Origin of the sequence: Scopulibacillus daqui (assembly GCF_016908855.1) — a bacterium.
Classification (GTDB): Bacteria; Bacillota; Bacilli; order Bacillales; family Sporolactobacillaceae; genus Scopulibacillus_A; species Scopulibacillus_A daqui.
The window spans coordinates 239,976-264,381 of sequence record NZ_JAFBER010000002.1; the positions used below are offsets into that span (position 1 = coordinate 239,976).

Annotated in this window: 28 protein-coding genes; 20 read left to right on the top strand and 8 right to left on the bottom strand. The window is 38.6% G+C overall.

The genetic code is table 11. The features are described 5' to 3' along the window. Position 1: 1 nt before the first annotated feature. Entirely contained in the window at positions 2-1,426 is a 1,425-nt protein-coding gene (araA, locus tag JOD45_RS03200) for an L-arabinose isomerase (RefSeq protein WP_205002417.1), read from the top strand. A gap of 134 nt (positions 1,427-1,560) precedes the next feature. Next, positions 1,561-2,925 carry a sugar porter family MFS transporter gene (locus tag JOD45_RS03205; protein WP_205002418.1) on the top strand — a complete coding sequence of 455 codons (1,365 nt, stop codon included), beginning with the start codon at positions 1,561-1,563 and terminating at the stop codon, positions 2,923-2,925. Between the two features lie 375 nt (positions 2,926-3,300). On the opposite strand, the gene JOD45_RS03210 is transcribed toward JOD45_RS03205, so the two are convergent. The 3 genes from JOD45_RS03210 to JOD45_RS03220 all read right to left on the bottom strand — a co-directional run bounded on the left by JOD45_RS03210 (position 3,301) and on the right by JOD45_RS03220 (position 6,017). Further along, on the bottom strand, positions 3,301-3,807 hold the full coding sequence (locus JOD45_RS03210; RefSeq protein WP_205002419.1) for a hypothetical protein: 507 nt from the start codon (positions 3,805-3,807) through the stop codon (positions 3,301-3,303). Positions 3,808-4,903: 1,096 nt separating this feature from the next. Further along, positions 4,904-5,419: a hypothetical protein gene (locus JOD45_RS03215; RefSeq protein ID WP_205002420.1), complete on the bottom strand. Its 516-nt coding sequence runs from the start codon at positions 5,417-5,419 to the stop codon at positions 4,904-4,906. A 454-nt stretch (positions 5,420-5,873) separates the two neighbouring features. Further along, positions 5,874-6,017 carry a DUF3956 family protein gene (locus JOD45_RS03220; protein ID WP_205002421.1) on the bottom strand — a complete coding sequence of 48 codons (144 nt, stop codon included), beginning with the start codon at positions 6,015-6,017 and terminating at the stop codon, positions 5,874-5,876. A 266-nt stretch (positions 6,018-6,283) separates the two neighbouring features. On the opposite strand from JOD45_RS03220, the gene JOD45_RS03225 reads away from it, so the two are divergent. Beyond that, entirely contained in the window at positions 6,284-7,015 is a 732-nt protein-coding gene (locus tag JOD45_RS03225) for a class I SAM-dependent methyltransferase (RefSeq protein WP_205002422.1), read from the top strand. A gap of 478 nt (positions 7,016-7,493) precedes the next feature. On the opposite strand, the gene JOD45_RS03230 is transcribed toward JOD45_RS03225, so the two are convergent. Next, positions 7,494-7,925 carry a MarR family winged helix-turn-helix transcriptional regulator gene (locus JOD45_RS03230; RefSeq protein WP_205002423.1) on the bottom strand — a complete coding sequence of 144 codons (432 nt, stop codon included), beginning with the start codon at positions 7,923-7,925 and terminating at the stop codon, positions 7,494-7,496. 178 nt (positions 7,926-8,103) lie between these two features. Here JOD45_RS03230 and JOD45_RS03235 point away from each other — a divergent pair, with 178 nt between their 5' ends. From JOD45_RS03235 to JOD45_RS03255, 5 genes are all read left to right on the top strand, one after another. Further along, complete coding sequence (locus JOD45_RS03235) at positions 8,104-9,777, top strand: alpha-keto acid decarboxylase family protein (protein ID WP_205002424.1); 1,674 nt, start codon at positions 8,104-8,106, stop codon at positions 9,775-9,777. A gap of 89 nt (positions 9,778-9,866) precedes the next feature. After that, positions 9,867-10,190 (top strand): DUF6506 family protein, encoded by a 324-nt coding sequence (locus tag JOD45_RS03240; protein ID WP_205002425.1) that lies wholly within the window; start codon positions 9,867-9,869, stop codon positions 10,188-10,190. A gap of 34 nt (positions 10,191-10,224) precedes the next feature. Next, complete coding sequence (locus JOD45_RS03245) at positions 10,225-10,824, top strand: short chain dehydrogenase (RefSeq protein WP_205002426.1); 600 nt, start codon at positions 10,225-10,227, stop codon at positions 10,822-10,824. 269 nt (positions 10,825-11,093) lie between these two features. Next, a complete protein-coding gene (locus tag JOD45_RS03250; RefSeq protein ID WP_205002427.1) occupies positions 11,094-11,345 on the top strand; it encodes a hypothetical protein in 252 nt (83 codons plus the stop codon). Positions 11,346-12,408: 1,063 nt separating this feature from the next. Further along, on the top strand, positions 12,409-14,109 hold the full coding sequence (locus JOD45_RS03255) for a M3 family oligoendopeptidase (RefSeq protein ID WP_205002428.1): 1,701 nt from the start codon (positions 12,409-12,411) through the stop codon (positions 14,107-14,109). A gap of 65 nt (positions 14,110-14,174) precedes the next feature. Here JOD45_RS03255 and JOD45_RS03260 read toward each other — a convergent pair whose 3' ends face one another. Further along, a complete protein-coding gene (locus JOD45_RS03260) occupies positions 14,175-14,324 on the bottom strand; it encodes a hypothetical protein (RefSeq protein WP_205002429.1) in 150 nt (49 codons plus the stop codon). A 135-nt stretch (positions 14,325-14,459) separates the two neighbouring features. Here JOD45_RS03260 and JOD45_RS03265 point away from each other — a divergent pair, with 135 nt between their 5' ends. Then, positions 14,460-14,642, top strand: a complete 183-nt coding sequence (locus JOD45_RS03265; RefSeq protein WP_205002430.1) for a hypothetical protein — start codon at positions 14,460-14,462, stop codon at positions 14,640-14,642. A gap of 77 nt (positions 14,643-14,719) precedes the next feature. Here the strand turns inward: JOD45_RS03265 and lexA are convergent, their stop codons facing one another. Then, positions 14,720-15,337, bottom strand: a complete 618-nt coding sequence (gene lexA, locus JOD45_RS03270) for a transcriptional repressor LexA (protein ID WP_205002466.1) — start codon at positions 15,335-15,337, stop codon at positions 14,720-14,722. Positions 15,338-15,485: 148 nt separating this feature from the next. Between lexA and yneA the strand changes: the two genes are divergently transcribed. The 10 genes from yneA to JOD45_RS03320 all read left to right on the top strand — a co-directional run bounded on the left by yneA (position 15,486) and on the right by JOD45_RS03320 (position 22,925). Then, complete coding sequence (gene yneA / locus JOD45_RS03275; RefSeq protein WP_205002431.1) at positions 15,486-15,785, top strand: cell division suppressor protein YneA; 300 nt, start codon at positions 15,486-15,488, stop codon at positions 15,783-15,785. 83 nt (positions 15,786-15,868) lie between these two features. Then, complete coding sequence (locus JOD45_RS03280) at positions 15,869-16,108, top strand: DUF896 domain-containing protein (RefSeq protein WP_205002432.1); 240 nt, start codon at positions 15,869-15,871, stop codon at positions 16,106-16,108. Between the two features lie 153 nt (positions 16,109-16,261). Further along, positions 16,262-16,540, top strand: a complete 279-nt coding sequence (locus JOD45_RS03285) for a HesB/YadR/YfhF family protein (RefSeq protein WP_205002433.1) — start codon at positions 16,262-16,264, stop codon at positions 16,538-16,540. 240 nt (positions 16,541-16,780) lie between these two features. Continuing rightward, positions 16,781-18,781: a transketolase gene (gene tkt, locus JOD45_RS03290; RefSeq protein WP_205002434.1), complete on the top strand. Its 2,001-nt coding sequence runs from the start codon at positions 16,781-16,783 to the stop codon at positions 18,779-18,781. Positions 18,782-18,957: 176 nt separating this feature from the next. Beyond that, positions 18,958-19,401: a sporulation inhibitor of replication protein SirA gene (gene sirA / locus JOD45_RS03295; protein ID WP_205002435.1), complete on the top strand. Its 444-nt coding sequence runs from the start codon at positions 18,958-18,960 to the stop codon at positions 19,399-19,401. 79 nt (positions 19,402-19,480) lie between these two features. Beyond that, complete coding sequence (locus JOD45_RS03300) at positions 19,481-19,696, top strand: YneF family protein (RefSeq protein ID WP_205002436.1); 216 nt, start codon at positions 19,481-19,483, stop codon at positions 19,694-19,696. Positions 19,697-19,809: 113 nt separating this feature from the next. Continuing rightward, positions 19,810-20,868, top strand: coding sequence for a tRNA 2-selenouridine(34) synthase MnmH (gene mnmH, locus JOD45_RS03305; protein ID WP_205002437.1), 1,059 nt, complete (start codon positions 19,810-19,812; stop codon positions 20,866-20,868). A 123-nt stretch (positions 20,869-20,991) separates the two neighbouring features. Then, complete coding sequence (locus tag JOD45_RS03310) at positions 20,992-21,372, top strand: cupredoxin domain-containing protein (protein ID WP_205002438.1); 381 nt, start codon at positions 20,992-20,994, stop codon at positions 21,370-21,372. 115 nt (positions 21,373-21,487) lie between these two features. Beyond that, complete coding sequence (locus tag JOD45_RS03315; protein ID WP_205002439.1) at positions 21,488-22,324, top strand: M15 family metallopeptidase; 837 nt, start codon at positions 21,488-21,490, stop codon at positions 22,322-22,324. 109 nt (positions 22,325-22,433) lie between these two features. Beyond that, the gene (locus JOD45_RS03320) at positions 22,434-22,925 is read left to right on the top strand and encodes a CcdC family protein (protein WP_205002440.1); all 492 of its coding nucleotides are present in this window, start codon (positions 22,434-22,436) and stop codon (positions 22,923-22,925) included. Between the two features lie 41 nt (positions 22,926-22,966). Here JOD45_RS03320 and JOD45_RS03325 read toward each other — a convergent pair whose 3' ends face one another. After that, on the bottom strand, positions 22,967-23,392 hold the full coding sequence (locus JOD45_RS03325) for a DUF2621 family protein (RefSeq protein ID WP_205002441.1): 426 nt from the start codon (positions 23,390-23,392) through the stop codon (positions 22,967-22,969). A gap of 148 nt (positions 23,393-23,540) precedes the next feature. On the opposite strand from JOD45_RS03325, the gene JOD45_RS03330 reads away from it, so the two are divergent. Continuing rightward, positions 23,541-23,840 carry a hypothetical protein gene (locus JOD45_RS03330; protein WP_205002442.1) on the top strand — a complete coding sequence of 100 codons (300 nt, stop codon included), beginning with the start codon at positions 23,541-23,543 and terminating at the stop codon, positions 23,838-23,840. Positions 23,841-23,995: 155 nt separating this feature from the next. On the opposite strand, the gene JOD45_RS03335 is transcribed toward JOD45_RS03330, so the two are convergent. Continuing rightward, positions 23,996-24,406: transposase (locus JOD45_RS03335; RefSeq protein WP_205002443.1), on the bottom strand; the 411-nt coding region annotated here is incomplete at its 5' end.

The following is a 24,406-nucleotide window of genomic DNA, read 5'->3' on the forward strand; positions in this document are numbered from 1 at the left end:
GATGACAAAAATAGATAAAAAGGAATTTTGGTTTGTCGTAGGTTCACAACACCTTTATGGGGAAGATGCATTAGCGAAAGTTAAAGGGCATGCACAAACGATGACCAATGCTATAAATGAAAGCGGTGTTTTACCTTATCCGATTGTATTGCAAGATTTAGCTGTCAGCGCAGACAAAATCACAAACATCATGAAAGAAGTCAACTATCGCGATGAAGTAGCCGGCGTCATCACTTGGATGCATACTTTCTCGCCTGCGAAAATGTGGATTCGCGGAATAAAATTATTACAAAAACCATTGCTTCATTTAGTAACACAATTCAATGAAAGTATTCCTTGGGCAACAATTGATATGGACTTCATGAACCTGAACCAATCAGCTCATGGTGATCGTGAATATGGTTTCATCAATGCCCGTTTGAACAAACAAAATAAAGTCGTCGTAGGTTACTGGCAGCGGCCTGAAGTGCAGCAGAAAATTGCAGAATGGATGGACGCCGCGGCTGCCTTTAATGAAAGCTTCAACATCAAAGTCGCTCGATTTGGCGACAACATGCGCAACGTTGCAGTTACCGAAGGGGATAAGATTGAAGCGCAAATTCAGTTTGGGTGGACAGTTGACTACTTTGGTATTGGAGATCTTGTTCAATACGTGAATGCTGTAAAGGACGAAGAAGTAGAAACTTTATTTGCAGAATATGCGAACCTTTATGAATTTGACTACGGTACGTACAGTAAGGAAGATTGGGAAGCAAGCGTAAAAGAACAAGCAATATATGAAATCGCTATCAAACGTTTCCTTGATGCCGGCGGTTACAATGCCTTTACAACTAACTTCGAAGATTTATATGGTATGAAACAGCTTCCTGGACTTGCGGTTCAACGTTTAATGGGACAAGGATATGGATTTGCTGGTGAAGGCGATTGGAAGACTGCAGCGCTCGATCGTTTACTTAAAGTGATGAGCCATAACCAATCTACCGGCTTTATGGAAGATTACACTTATGAATTAGCGGCTGAACGAGAATCAGTCCTTCAATCACATATGCTTGAAGTCGATCCCACATTAGCAAGCAACAAACCAAAAATTATCGTGTCTCCGTTAGGAGTTGGCAATCGTGAAGATCCGGCGCGCTTAGTATTTGACGGTAAAGCAGGAGATGGTGTCGTTGTTTCAATGGCGGATTTTGGTACTCATTTCAAACTTTTGATCAATGAAGTTTCAGCGTTTGAGCCGACTGTTCCAGCTCCGGAGCTTCCGGTGGCCCGTGTCCTTTGGAATATTAAGCCGAACTTCCATGATGGGGTTAAAGCTTGGATTGAGAATGGCGGCGGTCACCATACGGTTGTTTCATTGAATTTAACAACTGACCAAATTGTAACATATGCAAAGCTTGTTGACTTGGAATACGTTGTGATCAAATAATGCTTCTATCCTCCGGGGAGATGATGCTTCCTTGGAGGTAAAAATATAAAAAATGATGAAAGCGTTTTAATAGGCCGGATTAAAGCGATGTGATTGACGGGGAAACTCAAGAAAATAGAAAGGTGTATTCTATCATGAGTAAAGTATCAAGTAAATTTATTTTCTTTTTTGGTTCGTTTGCTGGTATTTTATTTGGTTATGATATCGGGATTATTGCCGGTGCGGAAGGGCATATCGAGAGTGATTTTAATTTAAGCCCATTATGGTTAGGCATCGTTGTTTCTTCCCTAATGGGCGGGGCTATTATTGGGTCAATTTTAAGTGGGTTATTAGGAGATAAGTTTGGCCGAAGAAAATTAATCTTGATTTCCTCTGTGATTTTCCTTGCAGGTGCACTCGGTTCAGCTGCTGCACCGGATGAAATCATCTTGACTATTGCCCGCGTCTTCTTAGGGATAGCAGTCGGAACAGCTTCCTCTTTAGTTCCTGCATACATGTCAGAAATAGCACCGGCGAATGTTCGCGGAAAACTTTCAGGTTTGAACCAATTAATGATTGTAAGCGGGATGTTATTAAGCTATATTGTGGCTTTTGCTTTGGAGCCAATTCCAAACAGTTGGCGATTCATGCTCGGGAGTGCCGGCGTTTTTGCCATCGTATTATATTTTGGGATGCTGAAGCTTCCGGAATCACCCCGTTACCTTATTAAAAACGGCATGGTTGATAAAGCTCACGAAGTGTTAATGTCTCTTCGCAGTTCAAAAAGTGAAGTAGATATTGAAATTGCCGAAATTGAAGAAGTTGCCGAACGGGAAAAATCGGGTATTGGACAATTATTTCATAAGAAATTCCGCATGGCTTTAATTATCGGGGTTGGCATGGCGGCCTTCCAACAAATTCAAGGATCAAATTCAATCGTCTACTATGCCACCGATATCGCTCGTCAAGTTGGATTAGCGCCGCAGGTCGCTGCTGGATTTACTGTAATTGTCGGTGTGATCTTCGTGGTGACAACAATTGTCTTTTTGCAATTTGTCGATAAATATAACCGTCGTACTATCCTTACTGTCGGTGGCGCAGGTATGGCTCTTTCGTTCTTTACGCCGGCAATTCTTGGAGCATTAGGTGTCAATGCAGACGTACTTAACTGGGTAACGTTAATTGCGCTTTGCTGCTTCATTCTTTTCTATTCGTTCTCTTGGGCACCGCTTACTTGGATTATCGTTGGGGAAATCTTCCCGCTTGCCGTACGTGGAATCGGTGCAGGGATTTCCTCAGCCTTTAACTGGACGGGTTCACTTGCCGTTGGACTGGTTTTCCCGATTCTTGCTGATAAATTCAGCTTTGGCATCGTTTTCTCGGCTTTTGGGATCATTTGTGTTCTAGGATTATTTTTCATACGTTTCGTAGTCGTGGAAACAAAAGGCCGCAGCTTAGAACAGATTGAAACAGAAATGGCAGGTTCTAAGAGAAAATCAGCTAAGGTTGCAGGCCAGTAATAAATTCTTAGAGATCTATGCCATTATCTTTACTTACCCTAGGGGGCCTGTCAAGGGCATAATTTCCCTTGACAGGTTCTTTGCAGAGAAGGATGGATGTTATTATCATGAACAAATGTTTGGCGGCTTAAAGACTGGTGAGGGCGCTTATAGTTATAGAAATGCGAGATATTCTGTAATGCCTTTACGAGTCTTCCTCTATAGGACTGCGTAGTCTCTGAGATAGACTTCCTCGTAACTCGCAGAACATTATAATCTTTCAATAATGATTGGAAGCCCGATCTTTAATAGATTAATATATATTGGGGACTTGTAAAATAGTTTCCCTGAACCCCTTTATGGCCTGTCTCATTATAGGTTTATGATAACTTTAGTTTATCTCTTTTTTTCTGTTTCAATTGCATAAGCGATGATTATTGGGTATTTCTTTTTTGTATGATCATATTTCTTTTCTCCCATCCCCGCGAAAGTACCATATACTTTAACTTTGTATCCTTGCGTTATTTTCGGATAAGATTTATTGACTGCGTTTATCACGATGTAGTCGTCTGTTAAATCTGAACTAATAACAAATTTATCTCCTTTGTGAATTCCGCCATCATGGGAATGAGAGAATGAATAAAAGTCAACTTGACCGTTTATTTTGACTTTTGTTCCTTTAGGGAGCTTTTCATTGCTTATTTCCTCATATGAATATTCTTTTGCCTCTTTTTTAATTTGTTCTTGAGATAACGAAGGATCATCTTTTTTTGTTTTTATATTTGATAACTTCTCTTGAACGCTATCCTTTTTCTCTGTGTTCGAGTTGTCTTTGTCATTTCCGCAAGCTGACAAAGCGATAACTAGGAGCAGAGCCATAAAACTAAATATGAATTTTTTCACTTTAATAATCCTCCTGTTTTTCGATTTCAACAATAAACTACATCAATGGTGCGAATTCCTCAATACTTTTTAAGGATTATTTTCGTATATATGCCTCAACTGTCAAATTTATTTCAAATCTGCGGATATATTTGGGATAAAAAATGAATGATAATGGGAGAAAAATGAAAAAGCAGGTGATTTTAGAATCAAAAGCAGACAGAGAATATATTAACTAACAATGAAGTGCCTGGTATGGGGGATTTAAAGAATTCGCTTTTTTGGGCAGAGGAATATAAAGTTCCATTCGAAAATAAATGATGGCGGCATCACTTATCCTATTCTTCGTTTTAAAGACAAAGATTATTTTGATGATAGGCTCCGCTTTTTCTGCAAAAAGGATACTTGCAGGGGCAGCGTTGCTATTTATGTTTTTTAAATTCGTACTTGCTCATTAAAACGAGATTATATATACCAAAAATCAGTGTTAATATAACTATAGCTTGATAGCCATGTTTAATGGGGGAAAAGATGTAAATAAGAATTAAAAGGCCAAGATAAACTGCATATCCAATATTAAACATTTTTTTGTAGGACATAGATTCACTCCTTAACGGTTTTTTATTAAGCACTGTACTTTTAAGCTATTATGAATAATTATTGCGGCCATTGCAATAGAAACATATTGAATTTTTCCTTAATTTTATATGTCAAAAAATATGATTACCGATATTGCCGCGAATCTGTCAAAACCGCGATGGTTAACCATAGTGATGCAATGATTCTAAGTTTTTCTTTATTATTTAATGCCAATGATTCTTTCACAGCAGAATATTAATTTTGGTTATCTGACAAAAACGCCAGTGTGCGGTTTAGAAAATGCCCTCGGTATAGTCTATCTCAAATTCAACTGATGTCGATTTATTTAATTAATTGCCTGAGCCTCTAAAATGCAAAAAAGGCACCTGCTGTAATACAGGATACCTTTTCAATGGTAAGCATAATGAAAAAAGGATAGGTTAGGAGGAAATAATGAGCCTTTATTTCTAGTCAAAAATAAATGAAAATGAAATGGTATTTTTCTGAAAATGTTAATAACCTTCATGGACATTGCAGATTAGTCGCAATCTTCATCCAGTTTTGCGACTGTTAACGTACCTTGGCCAAGTACACCAGCAGCAATTGGGCCATTGGCTACAACTTGAACGAGGTCGCCTTTGCAAAGATGAACGATTTCAGCAAAGTTAGCCAAACCAACAGCAGACAGCGAACCGGCATTACCTAAAAATTTAGAATCTGCATATACGGACAGACCGCCTGTTGCGGAAGCAACTAATATACTGGCTGTAAACTCAACAAGATAATCTCCATCCTCTTCTACAATAATTCCGCCGGTAGGAGCAACCCGAACACAATCAGTTACTAAAATAGGAGATGTCAGCGGAAGAGGGATAGGAGTGCTAGTCACTGCCAGAGTCAATAAAGATCCTGATGTGACAACACCAACACATTCCTCTTCTTCACAGCATTCTTCTTTTTCTTCACATTCGTGTTCACAGCATTCTTCTTCATGCCTTATCCTGTGTTCTCTTTCAAAACAACAATCATCAAATAGGTTAGGTCTGCGACCCATTGTTTTTACCTCCTTTCATTGTTAATTTATCTTATTGTTTTTTTAGAATTTGGTATGGTCAAAGGTGGAGGGGACAATTAAAATATACCTTTGTACCCTAAGTCAAAAACCCGGATACTTTATTTAAGCATCCGGGAAGCGCTAAAATATACGGTCTAAAAAAAGGAGGTACGCAGATAATTTAAAATCACTCGATTTTTAATTTTATTATATGTATGATTTTATAGTAAGCTTGCATGCTTTAATTAGAGTAAATCAATCAATTTCAGTCAAAGCTATTTTTCGCCCGATTTTAAGGAGAGGGAAAATATTTATACACATCATTGTCTTATTAGACATATTTTATAATAAAAAGAACTTGAAGCATTTACAATATATTAATATAGAGCATTGCTGCTGGCACAGCAATGCTCTAATCACCGCTTATCATTGGAATTGATTTAAAATACGTTTACTAAGCTGATGCGCTGCAAAGCGGTATACCGACTGCTTGTAAGATCGCTGCGATTTGAGAAGTAATTTGCAAACGAATTGTAATGCCATCAAGTGTAGTTTGTAAATACCATTGTCCATTGACTTGTAAGACACATTGTTGCATAAAATTCCCTCCTTCCATCCGTTAATCGATAATAGATTATGCTCACTTTAAAATTTTGCATAGATTAACATAATAGAAAGAAGTCTATTTCTTGTTATTTCAGTGATATAATCTATTAAAATGTCCTTAGATCCGAGACAATTGAACCCAATAAATAAGAAGCAAAGGCAAGGTGGCTGGAATGGTCAGAAGAAGACGTACAGCCTCCTAAAATGGACAGGCTTTGAATTTTAGGAGGCTATCTTATATGAGGAGATGTATTAACGATGAAACAAAATAAATATGATGATCCGGATTTCTTTTCCGCATATGCACAAATGCCGCGATCAGTTAAAGGGCTTGAAGGTGCTGGAGAATGGCATATGCTAAAAGGACTCATTCCCAATCTGAAAGATAAAAATGTACTCGATTTAGGATGCGGTTTCGGCTGGCATTGCCGATATGCTCGTGAGCGGCAAGCAAGCTCGGTAATAGGTGTTGATATCTCTGAAAAAATGATCCAAAAAGCACGTGAAATGACAAATGATCCTTTCATTTCATATATAAAAGCGCCAATTGAAGACATCGACTTTTCGGACTCTCAATTCGATGTGGCAATCAGTTCGTTAGCGTTTCATTATATTAAGTCGTTTAAATCAATTTGTGAAAAAGTCTATCATTGCCTAAAGTCTGGGGGAAGTTTTGTGTTCTCAGTAGAACATCCGATTTTTACTTCTCGAAAGGAACAAGATTGGCATTATAATGAGCAAGGAAATCGCTTGCATTGGCCAGTTGACAACTATCAAATAGAAGGATTGCGTGAAACAACATTCTTAAATGACAGCGTGATTAAATACCATCGTACGATTTCAACATATATCAATGATCTCATTAACACTGGTTTTATGATAAGAGCAGTGAAGGAATCTGTTCCTTCTGAAGAAATGTTGGAAAAGCTCCCTGAAATGAAAGATGAGATCCGAAGACCCATGTTTTTAATGATTGCAGCGGAAAAATAAATAGTGTTTTAAAGCATGAGCCATGTTTAATAAAATTGCCGGTTTTCTATTGTTTTTAGGGGGCCGGCTTTTATAAATAAAAAGAGTTGGCGAGTGGTCGAGGAGAAGGCGATCAAAACTCTTTGCTATCTGCTGATTAATAAAACTTTCTTTAACAGCTGCCGCAAATCAAAGGATTAAATAAGAGCCGGAAAAAAGTGAGACTCTATGGTTCGGTTTCATAGGAGTAAATATTAAATTGATGAGCGGAGAGGCTCCCTTGATTACCATATTTTATAATATAATAAATTCAAGCGTTAACAAATGGATAAAAGAATATCGCATGCACAATTTCAATAACAGAAGAAGACATGCTGCCTTAATATCAAGCAGCATGTCTTTTCTCTTTTCTTCTCCCATTATAGGAAGAAATGCAGCATTTTGAAAGGGGAATAGTCAAACACCCGAGCTTTAATATAACATATCGAACAGTTTATTTTCATTCATTATCAATGATTTTTTTCATGATTTCCTTCCAAACTTCTTCGTTTTTAGATCCAACCTCTTTAAAAATTTCATTCATTTTGCTCCGCTGAACATTGCTTAACTGACTTTCAAGTTTTTGGCCTTTTTCTGTTAGGCGCAATTCACGGACACGCCGATCGTATTTTGCAGGTTCGCTTTTGATATAGCCCATTTCAATCAACTGCCGCATCGGAGTATGTAAGGCTTGCTTGCTTATTTCTAGTGTTTTTAAAAGTTCATTTACACTTAAACCCTGATTTCGAGCGACAAAAAATAAAATCCGGTGGTGAACACGTTGAATGCCGTGTTGTTCAAGAATACGGTCAGGTTCTTTTGTGAATGTGCGGTAGGCAAAATAAAATAGGGCGAGTATTTCGTTTAATTGTTCTTCGCGCTTTTTATCCATTTATCAAGTGACCTCCTTATAAAAGAATATCAAAGTTTTAGCTTTTTTTAAATCAATGGAAAAAATTTGATTTCGAAACATATAGGTCAATATTGTTGACCTATATGTTATTTGGTGTTATAACATAAATAAAGGTCAATGATGTTGACCTAATAGAAAGATAAGGAGTGTTATCATCATGCATTCAACAACATGTACAGTTGGCGATTACTTACTTTTACGCCTTAAAGAAATGGGTGTTAAACATATTTTTGGTGTTCCAGGTGATTTCAACCTCGGCTTTCTAGATCAAATTGAAGCCATGGATCATTTGGAATGGATAGGCAACTGCAATGAATTAAATGCCGCCTATGCAGCTGATGGCTATGCGCGTATCAACGGCATTGCTGCATTGGTAACGACATTTGGTGTGGGAGAATTAAGTGCGATTAATGGCATTGCCGGTTCTTATGCAGAACAATTACCTGTTGTTAAAATCACCGGTTCGCCAGCGACAAATGTCGCAAATTCAGGCGCTTATGTTCACCATACGCTTGGTGACGGCGATTTTACGCACTTTAACAAAATGTTCAAAGAAGTCACTGTCGCTCAAACAACTTTAACAGAAGAAAATGCTGCCGAAGAAATTGATCGTGTGCTTCAAGAATGCTGGTTATATAAAAGACCAGTTTACATCAATCTTCCTTCTGATATTAGCTATAAAAAAATTGAGGCACCGAAAAGTCCATTGCATTTGCCTGAATTTACAAGTGAAACAGGTCAATTGAATACATTTCTCAAGCTGGCATTACAAAAGATAAATCAAGCGAAATTTCCTGTTATTTTAGCGGATTATGAAGTTAATCGTTATCAATTAAATGAAAAGTTAAAGGCTTTTGTTAATCAATCCGGTTTCCCTGTTGCGTCCCTAAGCATGGGGAAGGGTGTAATAGATGAAACACATCCGCAATTTATAGGTGTATATACCGGTTCATTAAGTGACCCATATGTCAGAAGCCGGATTGAAGATGCGGATTGTATATTAAGTATCGGCGTCAAGCTTACAGATTCTCTGACAGGGGGCTTTACTCATCAATTAGATGAAGATAAGCTCATTGAGATTCACCCATCTTATGCAAAAATAAATCAAGAAACCTTCGATAAAGTGAGTATGAGTGACCTTTTGGAGCTGTTAACAGAAGGGGTTGAACCTCGGGACATTGATACGCAAAACATTCAGCCTTTCTGCAGAAGAGAAACTGCTGATGAGTTTGTTCCGACAGATAAACCGCTTACTCAGGAACGTTTTTGGAAGCAATTGAACAGCTTTTTAAATAAAGAAGATGTTCTGTTGGCGGAACAAGGAACGGCCTTCTTCGGTACATCTCAAATGGTTCTGCCTGAAAAATCAACTTTTATAGGACAGCCATTATGGGGTTCGATTGGTTATACATTGCCATCTTTGCTTGGAACGCAAATCGCTGATCCTAACCGGCGGAATATATTGGTAATCGGTGACGGGTCATTCCAGCTCACTGCACAAGAATTGTCAACCATCCTTAAAAATCAACTAAAGCCAATCATCATTCTTATTAACAATGATGGTTATGTTGTAGAACGCGCTATTCACGGACCAAACGAAAAATATAACGATATAAATATGTGGAAATACAGCCGGCTTCCTGAAGTTCTTGACATGGGTGAGAACAGCATAAGTATGGTTGCCGCAAATGAAAAAGAATTCGCTGACGCTCTTCATTTAGCTGACAGCCAAGATAAGCTTGTCTTTATTGAAGTGACAATGGAGCGCTTGGATGTTCCTGAGTTGCTTGATGCCTTAGGAAAAGTTTTCGCAAAACAGAACGCTTATTAACAGTTTTTAAGCGATTGATTCAAAGCATTTGTTTTTATTTCGCTTTTTATTTAAACTAAGAAAAATATGTTTTTTGGAGGTATGAGGTTATGGCACTTCATAACTGGGCTTATATATACTTGTCTCCGAATTTTAGTCCGGAAGAAAATACAGTTACCACTGGAAATGAAGAATGCAAATTTACAGCTATAGGAATTGATTTTGAAGAAAAAGAACGTGTCATACCAATCGCACAGCAGCTTGTAAAAGACGGCGTTCAAATGATTGAACTTTGCGGTGGTTTTGGTCCTATATGGATTGCTAAAGTAAGTGAAGCCATCAACAATGCTGTTCCGGTTGGAAGTGTTGCTTATGGGCCGGAAGCTCGGCAGCCAATGCTGGATTTACTCGCACCTGATAAACCGAATAACTAGCAAAAGTTCTTTTGCTTAGAAAGAGGGGTTCATATTGAAGATAGTTGTGATAGGTGCAAGCGGTACGATCGGAAAAGCAGTGAGTGAAGAATTGGGAAAAAAACACGACATCATTTGTGCCGGACGTCATGGTTCTGATGTACAGGTTGATATTACGTCGGTCGAAAGCATTAAAAACATGTACAAAAAAATCGGAAAAGTTGACGCAGTAGTCAGTGCGGCAGGCGGGGCTCATTTTGGCCCGCTTGCGGAATTAACGCCGGAATTAAATGAATTTGGAATCGAAAGCAAACTCAAAGGTCAAATCAATATTGTTCTCTTAGGAATGGACAATATTAATGATGGCGGAAGCTTTACGTTAACAACCGGCATTATGATGGATGATCCAATTCCGCAAGGGGCATCAGCGGCTATGGCCAATGGGGGCGTTAAAGCTTTTGTTAAGTCTGCTGCGATTGAAATGCCTAGGGGTATGCGCATAAACAGCGTCAGTCCGAATGTTTTAATTGAATCGTGGGATCAATACGGCGACTTTTTTAAAGGATTTGAAGCCGTTCCTGTCAGCCGTGTTGCCTTAGCTTATAAAAAAAGCGTCGAAGGAGCGCAAACGGGACAGAATTACGAAGTCTATTAATGTCATTGGGCAACAAAATGTTAGTCTTTTTGTTGCCCAAATCTTTACCTTTTGAAGGTCTTCTAATATATAATTAAGAAAGAAGGCGCTTCATCTTATTATTTAATTTTAATATGCTGCATTTGAATGGCCGTTTCAATGGATAATAAATGTCATTTGCTGAATCTCCAGCTGCCTTTTTTATGCTTCTGATAAAAATTTAATTTAACAGCCGTTATTGAATGCGGTTTCTTATTCTAAGTAAACGAGTTTAACAGGGAGGGGAGATTGTGAAGAAGTTTATTAAGCTCATCATTGACGGTGTAGAATTTACAACTATTGGATTCTATGAAAAAGATAAGAAGCATATTTTTATAAAAACAGAAGATCCAAGATTATTCGGAGCTTTCTCTGATCTTATGTATGAAAGAAAACAAATTGACCAAATTCAGTTTCATGACCTTGATTCCTATACCATTTTCAGCGAGAATTATATTATTGAAAAAATGTCTAACAAACTCATTGTTTTAAAACAGACTTAGATGACACTGAGGTTATTTGTTTTTTCTAGAAGGATAGCGCATTATCGCGAATCATTTTATCTTAGTGAACCGAAAATTTACGGAATAGTGCCATTTTAATATAGCTCTTAAATTTATTGTCATATGTAAAAAAATTACCCCCTGCTGCCAGAGAGTAATTTTTCCGAATCAATGGTTTAAGCAACTAAGCAACTAACGTAGGCAAAGTGAGCTTCCAAGGAGTGTCGAGTAAGGCATATGTGTTATTTCCCCGTCATTCCATATTTATATTTGCAATCATTTAAACTTATTAAATTGCAACCATAGATATGAACTTAAGTCATTATTAGTCATTATTTTGAACTTAAGCAAGGTCACAACACAGGAGGAAGTAAATATCATGTTTTCTAGGGGTAAATTAACTAAAAAATGATAACGGCGGCAGCAGGGGAAGAAGGTCTGTTGGTAGAAAATCTACCTATTAAATAATATAGCTAACTCAATAAATATTGTCAATATATGCATTTCAAAAAAACTGCCCCTTAAAGCGAACCGGCAGACCGTATAGGAAACAATAAAGGAAGTGGGGGTATAATCCCAATTACTCCTTATTAGTCAATCATATAAAAAACCTGCCGCCCGAATAAGGCAGCAGGCACTTAATATGAAACAAGAGTAAAGATTAAAAAAGTATATTAATAAGGAGGCACTGCTACATAAATATACTTCCATTGTTGGAGGTGAAAAAGCCTTGTATTCTACAAAATAACAAGATAAGCGGGAAGAAGCTCTTTTCTAGATTGATAATAAAGATAACCTAGCAGAAACACCTCTATTGCCCCTCCGCTTTTAATATACAAAGCTTATCGAAATAAATCAGCACATCCTTTGGCAGCTTGCTCAAGATACTTTTTATTTTTATAAAAAAAGCATTAAGGTTTCCCTGATGATAACGCCTTATTGATTGAAAAAAAACAGGCCTGTTTAAAATGGCGTTATATATAAGACATCGCGATCCGACAAACTGAGAATAGCACTCCTACTCTAAGGGGGATTTATAAAGTAAATAAACAGGAGGAATATCATGTCAGGTTTAAACCATCGAAAGTCATATTATTTAGAAAATGACGATCTAAAAGATGTAAATAAACTAGAAGACAAATTGAAGGCTCTTGTTAAGTATGACATCAGATCGATCACAGAGTTAGAAAAATGGCTTGCGCAAGAACGTGTGCTTAATAATGAAATCCAAGAAACGATGATAGGACACAAGATTGATTTTTACCGGGATACTGCAAACCCCGAAAAACGTGACATTCACATGTATGATCAATCAATTATACGGCCCATTCTGTTAAAGTATCAGGCAGAATTAGATAAAAAATTCTGTGATTGTCCATTTGCCGGGGAACTGGATGCCAGCAAATACGGTTTCGTCAGGCAGGCCAGGCGCACGAAAGTTGAGCTGTTTCGAAAGGAGAATATCCAGCTTGCGGTTCGAGAGAAGGAAATTGGCGCGAAATACAGTGAAATAATGGGCGGATTATCGATAGATTGGGAAGGCGAAAAGAAGTCATACTCGTTTGTTAAAGCTCAGCTTGATCATCAAGACAGAACCATTCGGGAACGTGCTTGGCGGGCCCTTGCAGAGGCACGCAGCCGTGTAAAGGCCGAAATCGATGAAATGATGAACGAACTGGTGAAACTCCGGCATCAGACGGCAGTGAACGCAGGCTTTGACAATTATTGCGATTATATGTTCAGAGTGAAGAATCGGGCATATCATATTCAGCAGTGCTACAATTTTCAGTCATCGGTTGAAAAACACATTATACCGTCTTGGAAACGGCTTTCAGATGGGTTTAGGAAAGAACTAGGGGTGGATAAGTATCGCCCGTGGGACAGTTCGGTTAAAGTGTTAGAAAGGAAACCGTTCTCGACCGTCCACGAGTTAATGGAAGGCATTCAGATCATGTTAGGCAAAACAGATCCATATTTTGAGGAACAGTTCAAATTTATGAGAGAGAACGGATTGTTAGATTTAGAATGCCGAATCGGAAAGTACTCCGGATGTTTCATGGACCCTTTGCCGGCATCAAAGAAAGCGTTTGTTTTTGCTAATTTCAGCCCGTCTTTCGCCGCTGTTATCGCTCTTATTCACGAAATGGGACACGCCGTAAATGTCTGCATGCAGTTTGCCAATGATCCTTATTTTCAAGAGGAGATGCTGCGGGATGAGACAGCTGAACTTTACTCGCACGGCATGGAGCTATTGATGTTAGACAAACTGGATACATTTTACGGAGACGGCCGTGAGTTCAGAAATGCTCAGCGGGAAGCACTTCGTCGATCATTAGGATTGCTTATCGGACCGCTGTCCAGGGAGCTTTTTGAATATTGGATCTACACAAACCCAAACCATACCTCCGAGGAGCGGGATAGGAAATTTCTCGAAATAAGCAAACGTTTTAAAAACAGCCCAGTGGATACGTCGGGGCTTGAATCTGAAGTCGCAGCAAGTTGGATTGACACAACTCATTATTTTTTATATCCATTTTATGCCATTGAATACTCGATTTCTGAACTTGGCGCACTGCAGCTTCTTGACATTTATCGCAGCAGCTCTGAACGTGCCGTAGCATTATACAAACGCAGCGCCGGCGCAAATTTAAATCAGTCTATCGCTGAAATTTATCGTCAAACAGGTGTGGAATTCGACTTTTCTGAACCCGTCATGAAGAGAACAGCCGAATTTTTAGAGGGGCTTTTTGAAGAACTGAAATAAAAAAAGAGCGGTTAATCTTATGGGAGAAACAAAGAGCCGCAATTTTTTAGAAATGCGGCATAAGGTTATTTGGAATCATAGCTGCCTTTCTTTTTTGATTTTTTTCTTTCCAACACTTTGTCATTGTTTTTTAGAACCTTTTCCCATAATGTTAGCCCAAAAACGATGAATCCTATAATAACAATAAAAATAATGATGCTTACTAATTTCCCCATATTTAAATCTCCTATTGTCAAAAGATATCATTTATCTTAATCATATCATAAATAACCTGTTTTTGGTAACCTATCAATAACATTAAAGCGGAATTTTTTCTTTTTTGTAAATAAACAGACGCCGAAAAATATGGTTTGCAACAGAATAAAGATGTAAATAATAAGGAGGAATTAAATGCAAGGAGAGATACAGCTGTGACGGATCCTAATGAAAAACAACTGCTCGAAGGTCTAATTGAAAGCGGATATACAGATGAAGAAATTTGCGCAGCGCTTGGTTTAAGCGAGGAAGAGTACTACAATATACTAAATGAATAGCGGTACCAAGGAGCAGTCTAAAAGTCGGTTACCCCGGCTATTTTGGACTGCTCTTTGTTTTTTGAAGTTCCTATGTACTAGCAAATGTTTCGAAAAACGCCTATAACCTTGCCGAGAATAACACAATTGCCAAGAATAATAGGTTCCATATTTGGATTCTCGGGCTGAAGCCGGATATAATTATTTTCTCTAAAGAAACGCTTGACCGTTGCCTCGTCATCCTCTGTCATTGCTACGATGATATCGCCGTTGTCAGCAGTTCTCTGCTGTCTGACAATAACTTTATCACCATCAAGTATCCCGGCGTCGATCATGCTGTCTCCGATGACATTTAAAATAAAAACCTCATCGTTTGCCGCCATTGAAGCGGGGATAGGGAAATATTCTTCAATATTTTCAACAGCTGTAATAGGCTGGCCAGCCGTTACTTTACCGATAACCGGAACTTGGACGGTGTCTTGTTTCGGGACGGGCGGTTCGTCGTTGTAAAGCACTTCGATCGCTCTCGGTTTAGTAGGGTCCCGTCGAATAAGCCCCTTTTTTTCAAGACGCTCTAAATGTCCATGGACAGTCGAACTTGATGCCAAACCAACGGCATCACCGATTTCTCTGACTGAAGGCGGATAGCCCTTTGTATTAACTTCTCTTTTAATAAAATCTATAATATCTTGCTGGCGTTTTGAAAGTTTCAATATCTTCGCTCCTCTCTTATGGAAGATTGCTAACTGTATTATAACACCTAAAATTTCTACACGCAAACATTCGTTCGAAAATTTCTTGACACAAACAGATGTTCCGTATAACATAATAAGCGAACATACATTCTCTCAAGGGGTGATTGAATTGGATAGAACATTCCACGAGTCCAAGTCTAAAATAGGCTTATCTTTTGTCATTATATTTATTATTCTGTTAATGTGCGCATCTGTTGCTGTTGCTTCTGAGCTGAAGCCAATAAATAAAAAAGAATATAAAGTCGTCACAGTCAAAAAAGGAGATACGCTTTGGTCAATTGCTCGTACATATGATAAAGAGATCTCAATGGATGATGATAGATTTATGAGCTGGGTAGAGCGCGTTAACCAAATTAACCGCAATAATATCGAAATTGGGCAAAAATTGATCCTGCCTATAAAGCAATAAATTCATCGGACTGTAAATCTTGAATTCCTTCTGTACATAAGTTAAGCTAATGGGAAAGCAGAACTAAAAGAAGGGGTATAATCATGCTGTCTCAGGAAAAATTACAACGGATTTCTGAATTAGCCAATAAATCAAAGCAAACCGAATTGACGTCAGAAGAAAAAAGAGAACAGAAAAAACTGCGGGAAGAATATTTAAATGCTTTTAGAAAAGGATTTAAAGAACACTTGCATACCATTAAAGTGGTTGATCCCAACGGCAGTGATGTAACACCTCAAAAGTTAAAAAACAGCAAGGCAAAGCGTCGGGAAATGAATAATTAACAGCAAAGCTCGCCAAAAGAAGGCGAGTCTTTTTATTTTTAAATATTTAATAAAATCCCCCCTTTTTTAAAAATTAGGCTTATTTTTGTATTGCATCAGAGTTTAATTCTGATATACTGTTATATAACAATAACTCAAAGGGATGTGATGACGTTGTTGCGAGTTTCTGAAAAAGCAGCCCGATTTTATAAAGAAGAAATGGCATTGAAAGATGGGGATTCACTTCAATTATTTGTTCGGCACGGAGGCATTGGCATCGGCGGATACGCCTTAGGTGTGGAAAAAGCTGTTCCGAGGGACTTTGATATTAAGCAAACCATTGAAGGCATCACCTTTTTTGCCCGCCCAGATGACTTATGGTTTTTGGATCAGCTTCAATTAGATTTTGATGAAAGTTTATCTGATTTAAAGCTATCATTTAAAGCTTCATAAAAAAACAAAATTTTTTAAAATATACAAAAAGACCTGAAACCACCGAAAGGTTTCAGGTCTTTTTGTAAAAACAGGATAAAAGTGTAAGCGTAACCAATCCTTTAATGATGCGAATTGTTGGTTTTTTCCTTTTAAAGCAGCCCATTTTAGCTTAAATACATGATGCATTTAGTGTGATGAAGAGCGTAACTTTGTGTTAAACTGTAAATGTTCTTATCATAGAGGAAAGGGAGATAAGTCTTGACACGATCGATTGAACAACTATCCATTAACACAATTCGCACTCTATCTATTGATGCCATTGAAAATGCTAATTCCGGGCATCCAGGATTGCCGATGGGCGCAGCGCCAATGGCATATACGCTATGGTCCAAATTTATGAAACATAACCCAAAAAATCCTCATTGGTTTAATCGTGACCGATTTGTATTATCTGCCGGACACGGTTCAATGCTCTTATATAGTCTCTTGCATCTGTTTAACTATGATGTATCAATCGAAGATTTGAAGGCATTTAGACAATGGGGCAGCAAAACGCCTGGACACCCTGAATTCGGCCATACACCGGGCGTTGACGCAACAACAGGTCCTTTGGGACAAGGCATCGGCATGGCAGTCGGCATGGCTATGGCTGAAAGACACCTGGCAGCAAAATATAATAAAGATAATCATGAAATCATCGACCACTATACTTACGCTATCTGCGGCGACGGCGATTTAATGGAAGGCGTAGCGGCTGAGGCTGCATCATTGGCTGGACATTTAAAATTAGGCCGTTTGATCGTATTATTTGACTCAAATGACATTTCACTTGACGGTGATTTAAGCAAAGCCCAAACTGAAGATGTCAAAAAACGCTTTGATGCTTACGGGTGGCAAGTTCTGTATGTAGAAGACGGCAATAACCTTGAAGAAATTGCCCGAGCCATCGAAACAGCTCAAAAAGAAACTGATAAGCCAACGCTCATTGAGGTTAAAACAACAATCGGTTACGGCGCGCCAAATAAACAAGGGACAAGCGCTGTTCACGGCAGCCCGCTTGGTGCTGAAGAAACAGAACTTGCTAAGAAAACTTACGAATGGCATTACACTGAACCATTCACAGTTCCTGATGAAGTCAGAGAACATTTCCAAACTTTTACCGAAAAAGGCCAAGCTGCTGAAGAGGCTTGGAACAAGCAATTTGATGCTTATCGCGAAGCTTTCCCTGAACTCGCTCAAGAGCTGACAGACGCCATTAACGGCAAGCTTCCTGAAAATTATGATGCTGATTTGCCTCAGTATAAAGTGGGCGATAATAAAGCAACACGTGCGATTTCAAATGAAATCATCAATGGTCTTGCCGGAACGGTGCCGCAACTCTTTGGCGGGGCAGCTGACTTGGCTTCATCAACAAAAACGCTAATGAAAGACAGCGAAGACTTCCAAGCGGGAAGCTATCAAGGCCGTAACGTATGGTTTGGCGTTCGTGAATTTGGTATGGCTGCGGCTGTCAACGGCATGGGATTGCATGGCGGTGTTAAGCCGTATGGTTCTACATTCTTCGTATTCTTAGATTATTTAAGACCAGCCGTTCGTCTTTCTGCTTTAATGAATTTACCTGTCACCTATGTCTTCACACACGATAGCATTGCTGTCGGAGAAGACGGACCGACTCACGAACCAATTGAACAATTGGCATCTCTTCGTGCCATGCCTAACTTATCCGTTATTCGTCCGGCAGACGGCAATGAAACAAGAGAAGCATGGAAATTGGCTGTAGAAAGCACAGATCAGCCTACAGCACTCGTGCTTACTCGCCAAGGCGTGCCGACATTAGAAGGTTCAATTAATGGAGCAGAAGAAGGCGTGAAGAAAGGGGCTTATATCGTTTCTGAAGCGAAAGATAACCCAGAAGGCATTATTTTAGCCACTGGTTCTGAGGTTAGTCTTGCGGTTAAAGCACAAGAACAGCTTGCTTCTGAAAATATTCATGTCCGCGTAGTCAGCATGCCTTCTTGGGATCGTTTCGACAAACAATCACAAGAATACAAAGATCAGATTCTGCCGCCTAACATGACTAAGCGCTTAGCCGTTGAAATGGGTTCATCACTAGGCTGGCATAAATATGTTGGCCGCGAAGGTGATCTTATTACAATTGATCGCTTCGGAGCTTCAGCTAACGGCAATAAAGTTCAGGAAGAATACGGCTTCAGCGTAGAAAACGTTGTTGCTAAAATGAAACAACTTCTTAATAAATAAATTGTAACAAAATAACAGTTCGACAAAAGTAGTGTCTCATTGCACATCATTTAGACAATTCTTTTGATCCGCCGGGGTTATAATAAGATTAAATGTTCGGAAAGGGGACAAGCAGCGCCGTTTCCCGAATTTCAGAACATCCTCGATATAACCCTCGGACGAAGGAGGAATATACAATGAGGCACTACTTTATTTTTTTAATAGAAGATGAGATTGCCCGTACTTATTTTGGAAGAGAAGCAAAGCTTTATCAGCTTTTTTTAGAAGCCAATCATATAAACAATATAGATATAAGACAACAAATTAGTAAACAGGTGCAATACATTACAAGGCGAATACCTGTCTATCGGGTTGAGAAAAAATTAAAAACGTTATTAAGTCATTTATCTGAGTATAAATGCCGAGATAAAATTCATACTATTGAAAATACTAAAAAGCCAGGGTGTGCCAAACTTGAGCTGCATCCAGGACGGTTGTCGCTGAAAGCTCACGGCAATTACAGCGCTGAAATGTCCTTTTTTGAAGTCCTCCGGCAAATCGACGACAGCTTTTTGGCCATCGATTTTGACCATCATCGTTTTGGATGGTTAAAGCCCATTAAAAATGCACACTTTATCTAGCATAATAGGGTTGTGTATTGCTTAAACTTTATAGTAAACTAAGGAGTGGACAGAAAAGCAAAAGGAGGACGACAATCGAATGTGGCTCTATATTCTTGTGGGCGTCATCGGTATTATTGTAGGCATATTACTCGGTTTTTTCATTGCCCGCAAATATATGATGGATTACATGAAGAAGAATCCGCCTATTAACGAAAAAATGCTTCGTGTGATGATGATGCAAATGGGACAAAACCCATCACAGAAGAAAATCAATCAAATGATGAAAGCAATTAATAATCAAATGGATAAATAATGAATTGAAAAAGAAGGATCTCATTTTTTAATAAGTGGGTCCTTTTTTTATTTTACAGAAAAAATGTTATGATAAATATGGACGTAAAGAGAATGTAAAGAAGGTTTGGAAGCATGGACAATGTTCAGAAAATAAACATCCTGGAATTGTTGGACAAAAGGGGTCAAACAGCTCTGATTGATGTTAGATCCCCTGGAGAGTATGAAGAATTTCATATTCCCGGCGCTGTCAATGTCCCGCTGTTTACTAACAATGAACGGGCATTGATTGGTAAGCTATATAAACAAAAAGGGCCGCATACAGCTAAAGAAAAAGGTCTTGAGATTATTTCTCCGAAGCTTCCGTCCATGTACGGACAAATTAAATCACAAGCTGATCAGAAAGAACATACGGTCATTTATTGTTGGCGAGGCGGCATGCGCAGCCGGAGCATCGCCGGCGTCATGAATTTAATGGGAATCGGTTCATATCAGCTCGAAGGCGGGATAAGATCGTTCCGAAAGCATATCGTTGACAGCCTCTCGCAATTTGCATTGGAAAAAAAGCCTTTTGTTGTGATCGAAGGTTTGACGGGAACACGAAAAACTGATTTGTTATTAGCTTTGCAAGAGAAAGGCTACCCGGTATTAGACTTAGAGGGGATGGCGGGGCATCGAGGCTCTATCTTTGGTTCTGTCGGGCTGTGGCCGCGCAGTCAAAAAGAGTTTGAATGCCTGCTCTGGCAGCGCCTTACAGCGTTAAAAGACGCGAATTATTATATTATTGAAGCCGAAAGCAAAAGAATCGGGCGAGTGGTGCTTCCGCCATTTATTGTCGAGGGAAAAGAAGAAGGGCTAAGGTTCCGCATTCATTATCCCTTTCAAAAACGTGTCGCTGCTATTTACGAAGCTTATAATCCTGAAGAACATCAAGAAGCGTTATATGAAGCCTTTATGCATCTCAAGAAGTATTTACAGCCGGCCTTTGCTGAAGAAATAGAGCAAGCCTATCAAAACGGAGATTATTTTCGTGTCATCTCTCTTTTTCTAGAACATTATTATGACCCTAGATATAATCATAAATTCAGAAAGTATAAAACTGAGGCTGTTCCTCTCGTTATCTCAAATCTGGAAGAGGGCGTTGAAAAGTTAGAGCAGGCGATTGGCGAATATATCAAGAAAAATAAGCTGTAAATCTAAATTGTTAACTAAAGTTCAAAAATAATTAATGAGCACTTTCTTAAATTGATTTAAAATGATCTTAGTGAGATATTTAGATAAAAAGATATATGAAATACAAGGGAGGCAGCTATTAATATGAAAAAATCAGTGCTTTTATGTGCAGCGGCTGTTATGGTCATGCTCTTGGCGCTTTCAGGATGCGGAAATAATAACAGTTCTAACGCTTCGAATCAAGATCAAACCAAAAACCAAAAGGCAGATAAAACATTAAACATCACTGCAACAGATTTTAAGTTTAATAAACAAACTTACACAGTTCCGGCAAATAAAAATGTAAAAATTAATTTTGAGAGCAAGGAAGGGGTTCACGGGCTGGGTATAACCGGCACAAAGGTCAATATTGAAAATAAAGGCAGTGAGATCGTGAAATTGAAACCTGGAACTTACCATGTTCATTGCACGATTCCTTGCGGCAACGGCCACGGTGATATGAAGGCAAAAATCATTGCTCAATAGATGTCATAAATAAGAACAGACACACGAATAATTATTTCGTGTGTCTAAATTTATGAAAACGGGACTTAAGCATGTTATTTCATTGATATTAGAGGTATTGAAGGGGTTACATATTATGATTAAGAAGAATATACGAAACGGCATCATAGGGGCTGGTTTAACAGCGCTTATATTAAGCGGCTGCAGTATAGACAGTACAGCCTCCACACAAAAAAGTTCAAATGATACCAGCCGCCATGAAGAAAAGGCTGAGCAGTCCGCACATAAGAATGATGCGCAAGAAAAGTCTAAACAGCAAGATCAATCTAACCATAAAAAGAACCAAGAAGACAAATTGCAAACCTCAGCCAGCGGCAATAAAGTCACAGTTGTTTCAAATCCAAAAAGCAATCTTGTTCTTGTAAACAAAACACATAAACTTCCAGATGGCTATCAACCCCCTGACTTAACCATTCCTCATGTTAAGTTTCCTTATGACGGGAAATATGAAAAAATGCATTTGCGAAAACCTGCAGCTGATGCATTAGAAAAAATGTTTAATGCAGCCGAAAAGCAAGGGATTATTCTTTATGCTCAATCCGGCTATCGTTCCTTTGATCGTCAGAAAGCGATCTTTGCTAATAATGTCCAAACTCAAGGCAAGAAACAAGCGAGCATTGTCAGTGCCCAGCCTGGGACAAGCGAGCACCAAACGGGGCTGGCTATGGACATTACAAGTCAAGATGCGGGATTTAAGCTAGAACAAGACTTCGGTGATACAAAAGAAGGGAAATGGGTGGCGCAGCATTGCGCTGATTACGGATTCATTATCCGCTACCCAAAAGGGAAGGATAAAGAAAAGATCACCGGCTATGAATATGAGCCATGGCATCTCCGCTATGTAGGGACTAAGGCGGCCAAGTATATTATGGCACATCATATAACACTGGAAGAATACCTGGCAAAAAAATAAAATCAGCCTTATTTTTGAAGATTTCAAGGTTCTTCATTTTTTAACCAATCAAAACATGTTATAATACAAGAATGAAACAGACCAACAGTTTAAAAAGAAGGTTGATCTTATGCTGGTACAAATCTTAAGTCTTTTAATTGGTGTTGTATTTGCATTTTCAATTATAGCTGTAAGATTAAAGGCATCGAAAAAACCAACCAACACGAAAAAAATTCTCTTGCCGCCGGTGTTTATGTCAACAGGTGCGCTGATGTTTATTTTTCAGCCGTTCCGCGTCCCGTTTACCGAAGCATTGGAAGCATTTTTAGTCGGTGCGTTTTTCTCCATTTTTCTTATTAAGACATCAAAATTTGAAATGCATGATAACCAGGTATATTTGAAACGGTCAAAGGCTTTTATTTTCATATTGATCGGATTATTGGTTATTAGAACAGTCATGAAAATATTTTTGGAGAAAACCATTGATGTCCCTCAAACGGGCGGTCTCTTCTTTATATTGGCTTACGGCATGATTATACCGTGGCGGGTTGCAATGTTTGTCATGTACAAACGTCTGTTGAAGAAACATTCGTCAAATGATGAAATAGTCACACCGACATAATAAACTCCCCAATATGTTATGGGGAGTTTATTTAATAATATTTAAAAGAAGTGTTCATAAGGTTCGATATTAATGTGGTGTTTCGTTAATGTTTTCCTTAAATATTTATGATCACGTTTTGGCGTTGCCTTTATGTAGCCCTCAATGATAAGGGCTTCAGTCATTTTTGTGGCCCGGTATTTTAGAGCTAATTGCCCGATTTTACCGGCGATTTTTTCTTTGGCCACATCTCTAAATAAAGAGGGGACAGGGGCAACTAACTCATCCAGTAATGCGAGCTGATCATCTGTCCATAGATGTTTTGTGCGTTTAATGTAATCTCTTTGCCAGTCTAATGCAGATTTTCCGTCCGCTTTCGGCAGGCTCTTCAAAAACTTTCTGAACATGAAAAATCCGCCAATGGCCATGATGACTAAGAGAAATACACTCCATAGCACAATAAATCCCATAAACCAACCAGACATCATTCGCACCCCATTTAAATAACTTCAAAAATATTATATCATGTCTGGCTTGTTTAACAAACGCAAACTTTCTAAATAATAAAGGGCAGTTAAAAAACTGCCCTAAGAAACGTTTTTGGTTATCTGTCGCAGCCGGCGAATGTTATAAAAAGTGCGGCCGTCAGCTTTAACACCTGACACCGGTGAAGATGTCATTATTGTGTTTGATTATTTTGCTGACTGGCTTGTTGAGCTTGCTGCACTAACTGCTGAGCTTGCTGCAATTCTTGAAGAGCTTGCTGGTATTGTTGTTGCTGCTGTTGAGTTTGCTGAGTTTGACCTTGTTGGGCTTGCATGGTTTGCAGCTGCTGCTGAGCCTGCTGCAATTGTTGTTCAGCTTGCTGGATTTGCGGCAAGTCAGCCGTTGATTGAGCTTGCTGCAATTGCTGCTGAGCTTGTTGAATGGCATTAAGAATTTGGGTCACTTGCTGATTTTGTTGTTGGGGCATTTAAATTCCTCCTAAAATAAAATTCAACAGTATATATATTGATAAGAAGAAATGTTTTTTATACATTATTTTTAGGTTCTACGTCAAATGTTGGGGTAGGAGTAATAGCTTCTACTCCTTAACCCAACTGATATCCCGTTGATTTATATTGATGATGTAATAATATACGTAATCGTAATCGGTCATAACGCTTAAAACCAAAGGCATTTCGCTTAATCACCTTGGTTTGATTGTTTAATCCTTCAATAAAACCATTTGTATAGCCAAAGGCGAAGCTATTTAATATCTCAATCTGCCAATTCTTGAACGTTTGAATAACTTGTATAAACTCATTTATCCCTGATTCAGTGACTTGATCATAAAAGACGTTTAAGCCTTTTTTGACTTCATTCATTTGGGTTAACCCAATCTCTTTGGCCTTTTTAAACCATGAATGAAAAGATTCCTTTAACTGATACGCACACCTTAATTCCTCTGATAACTCCAGATATCTCTCTAAATACCAACGCTGCTTACTGCTTAACGCCTC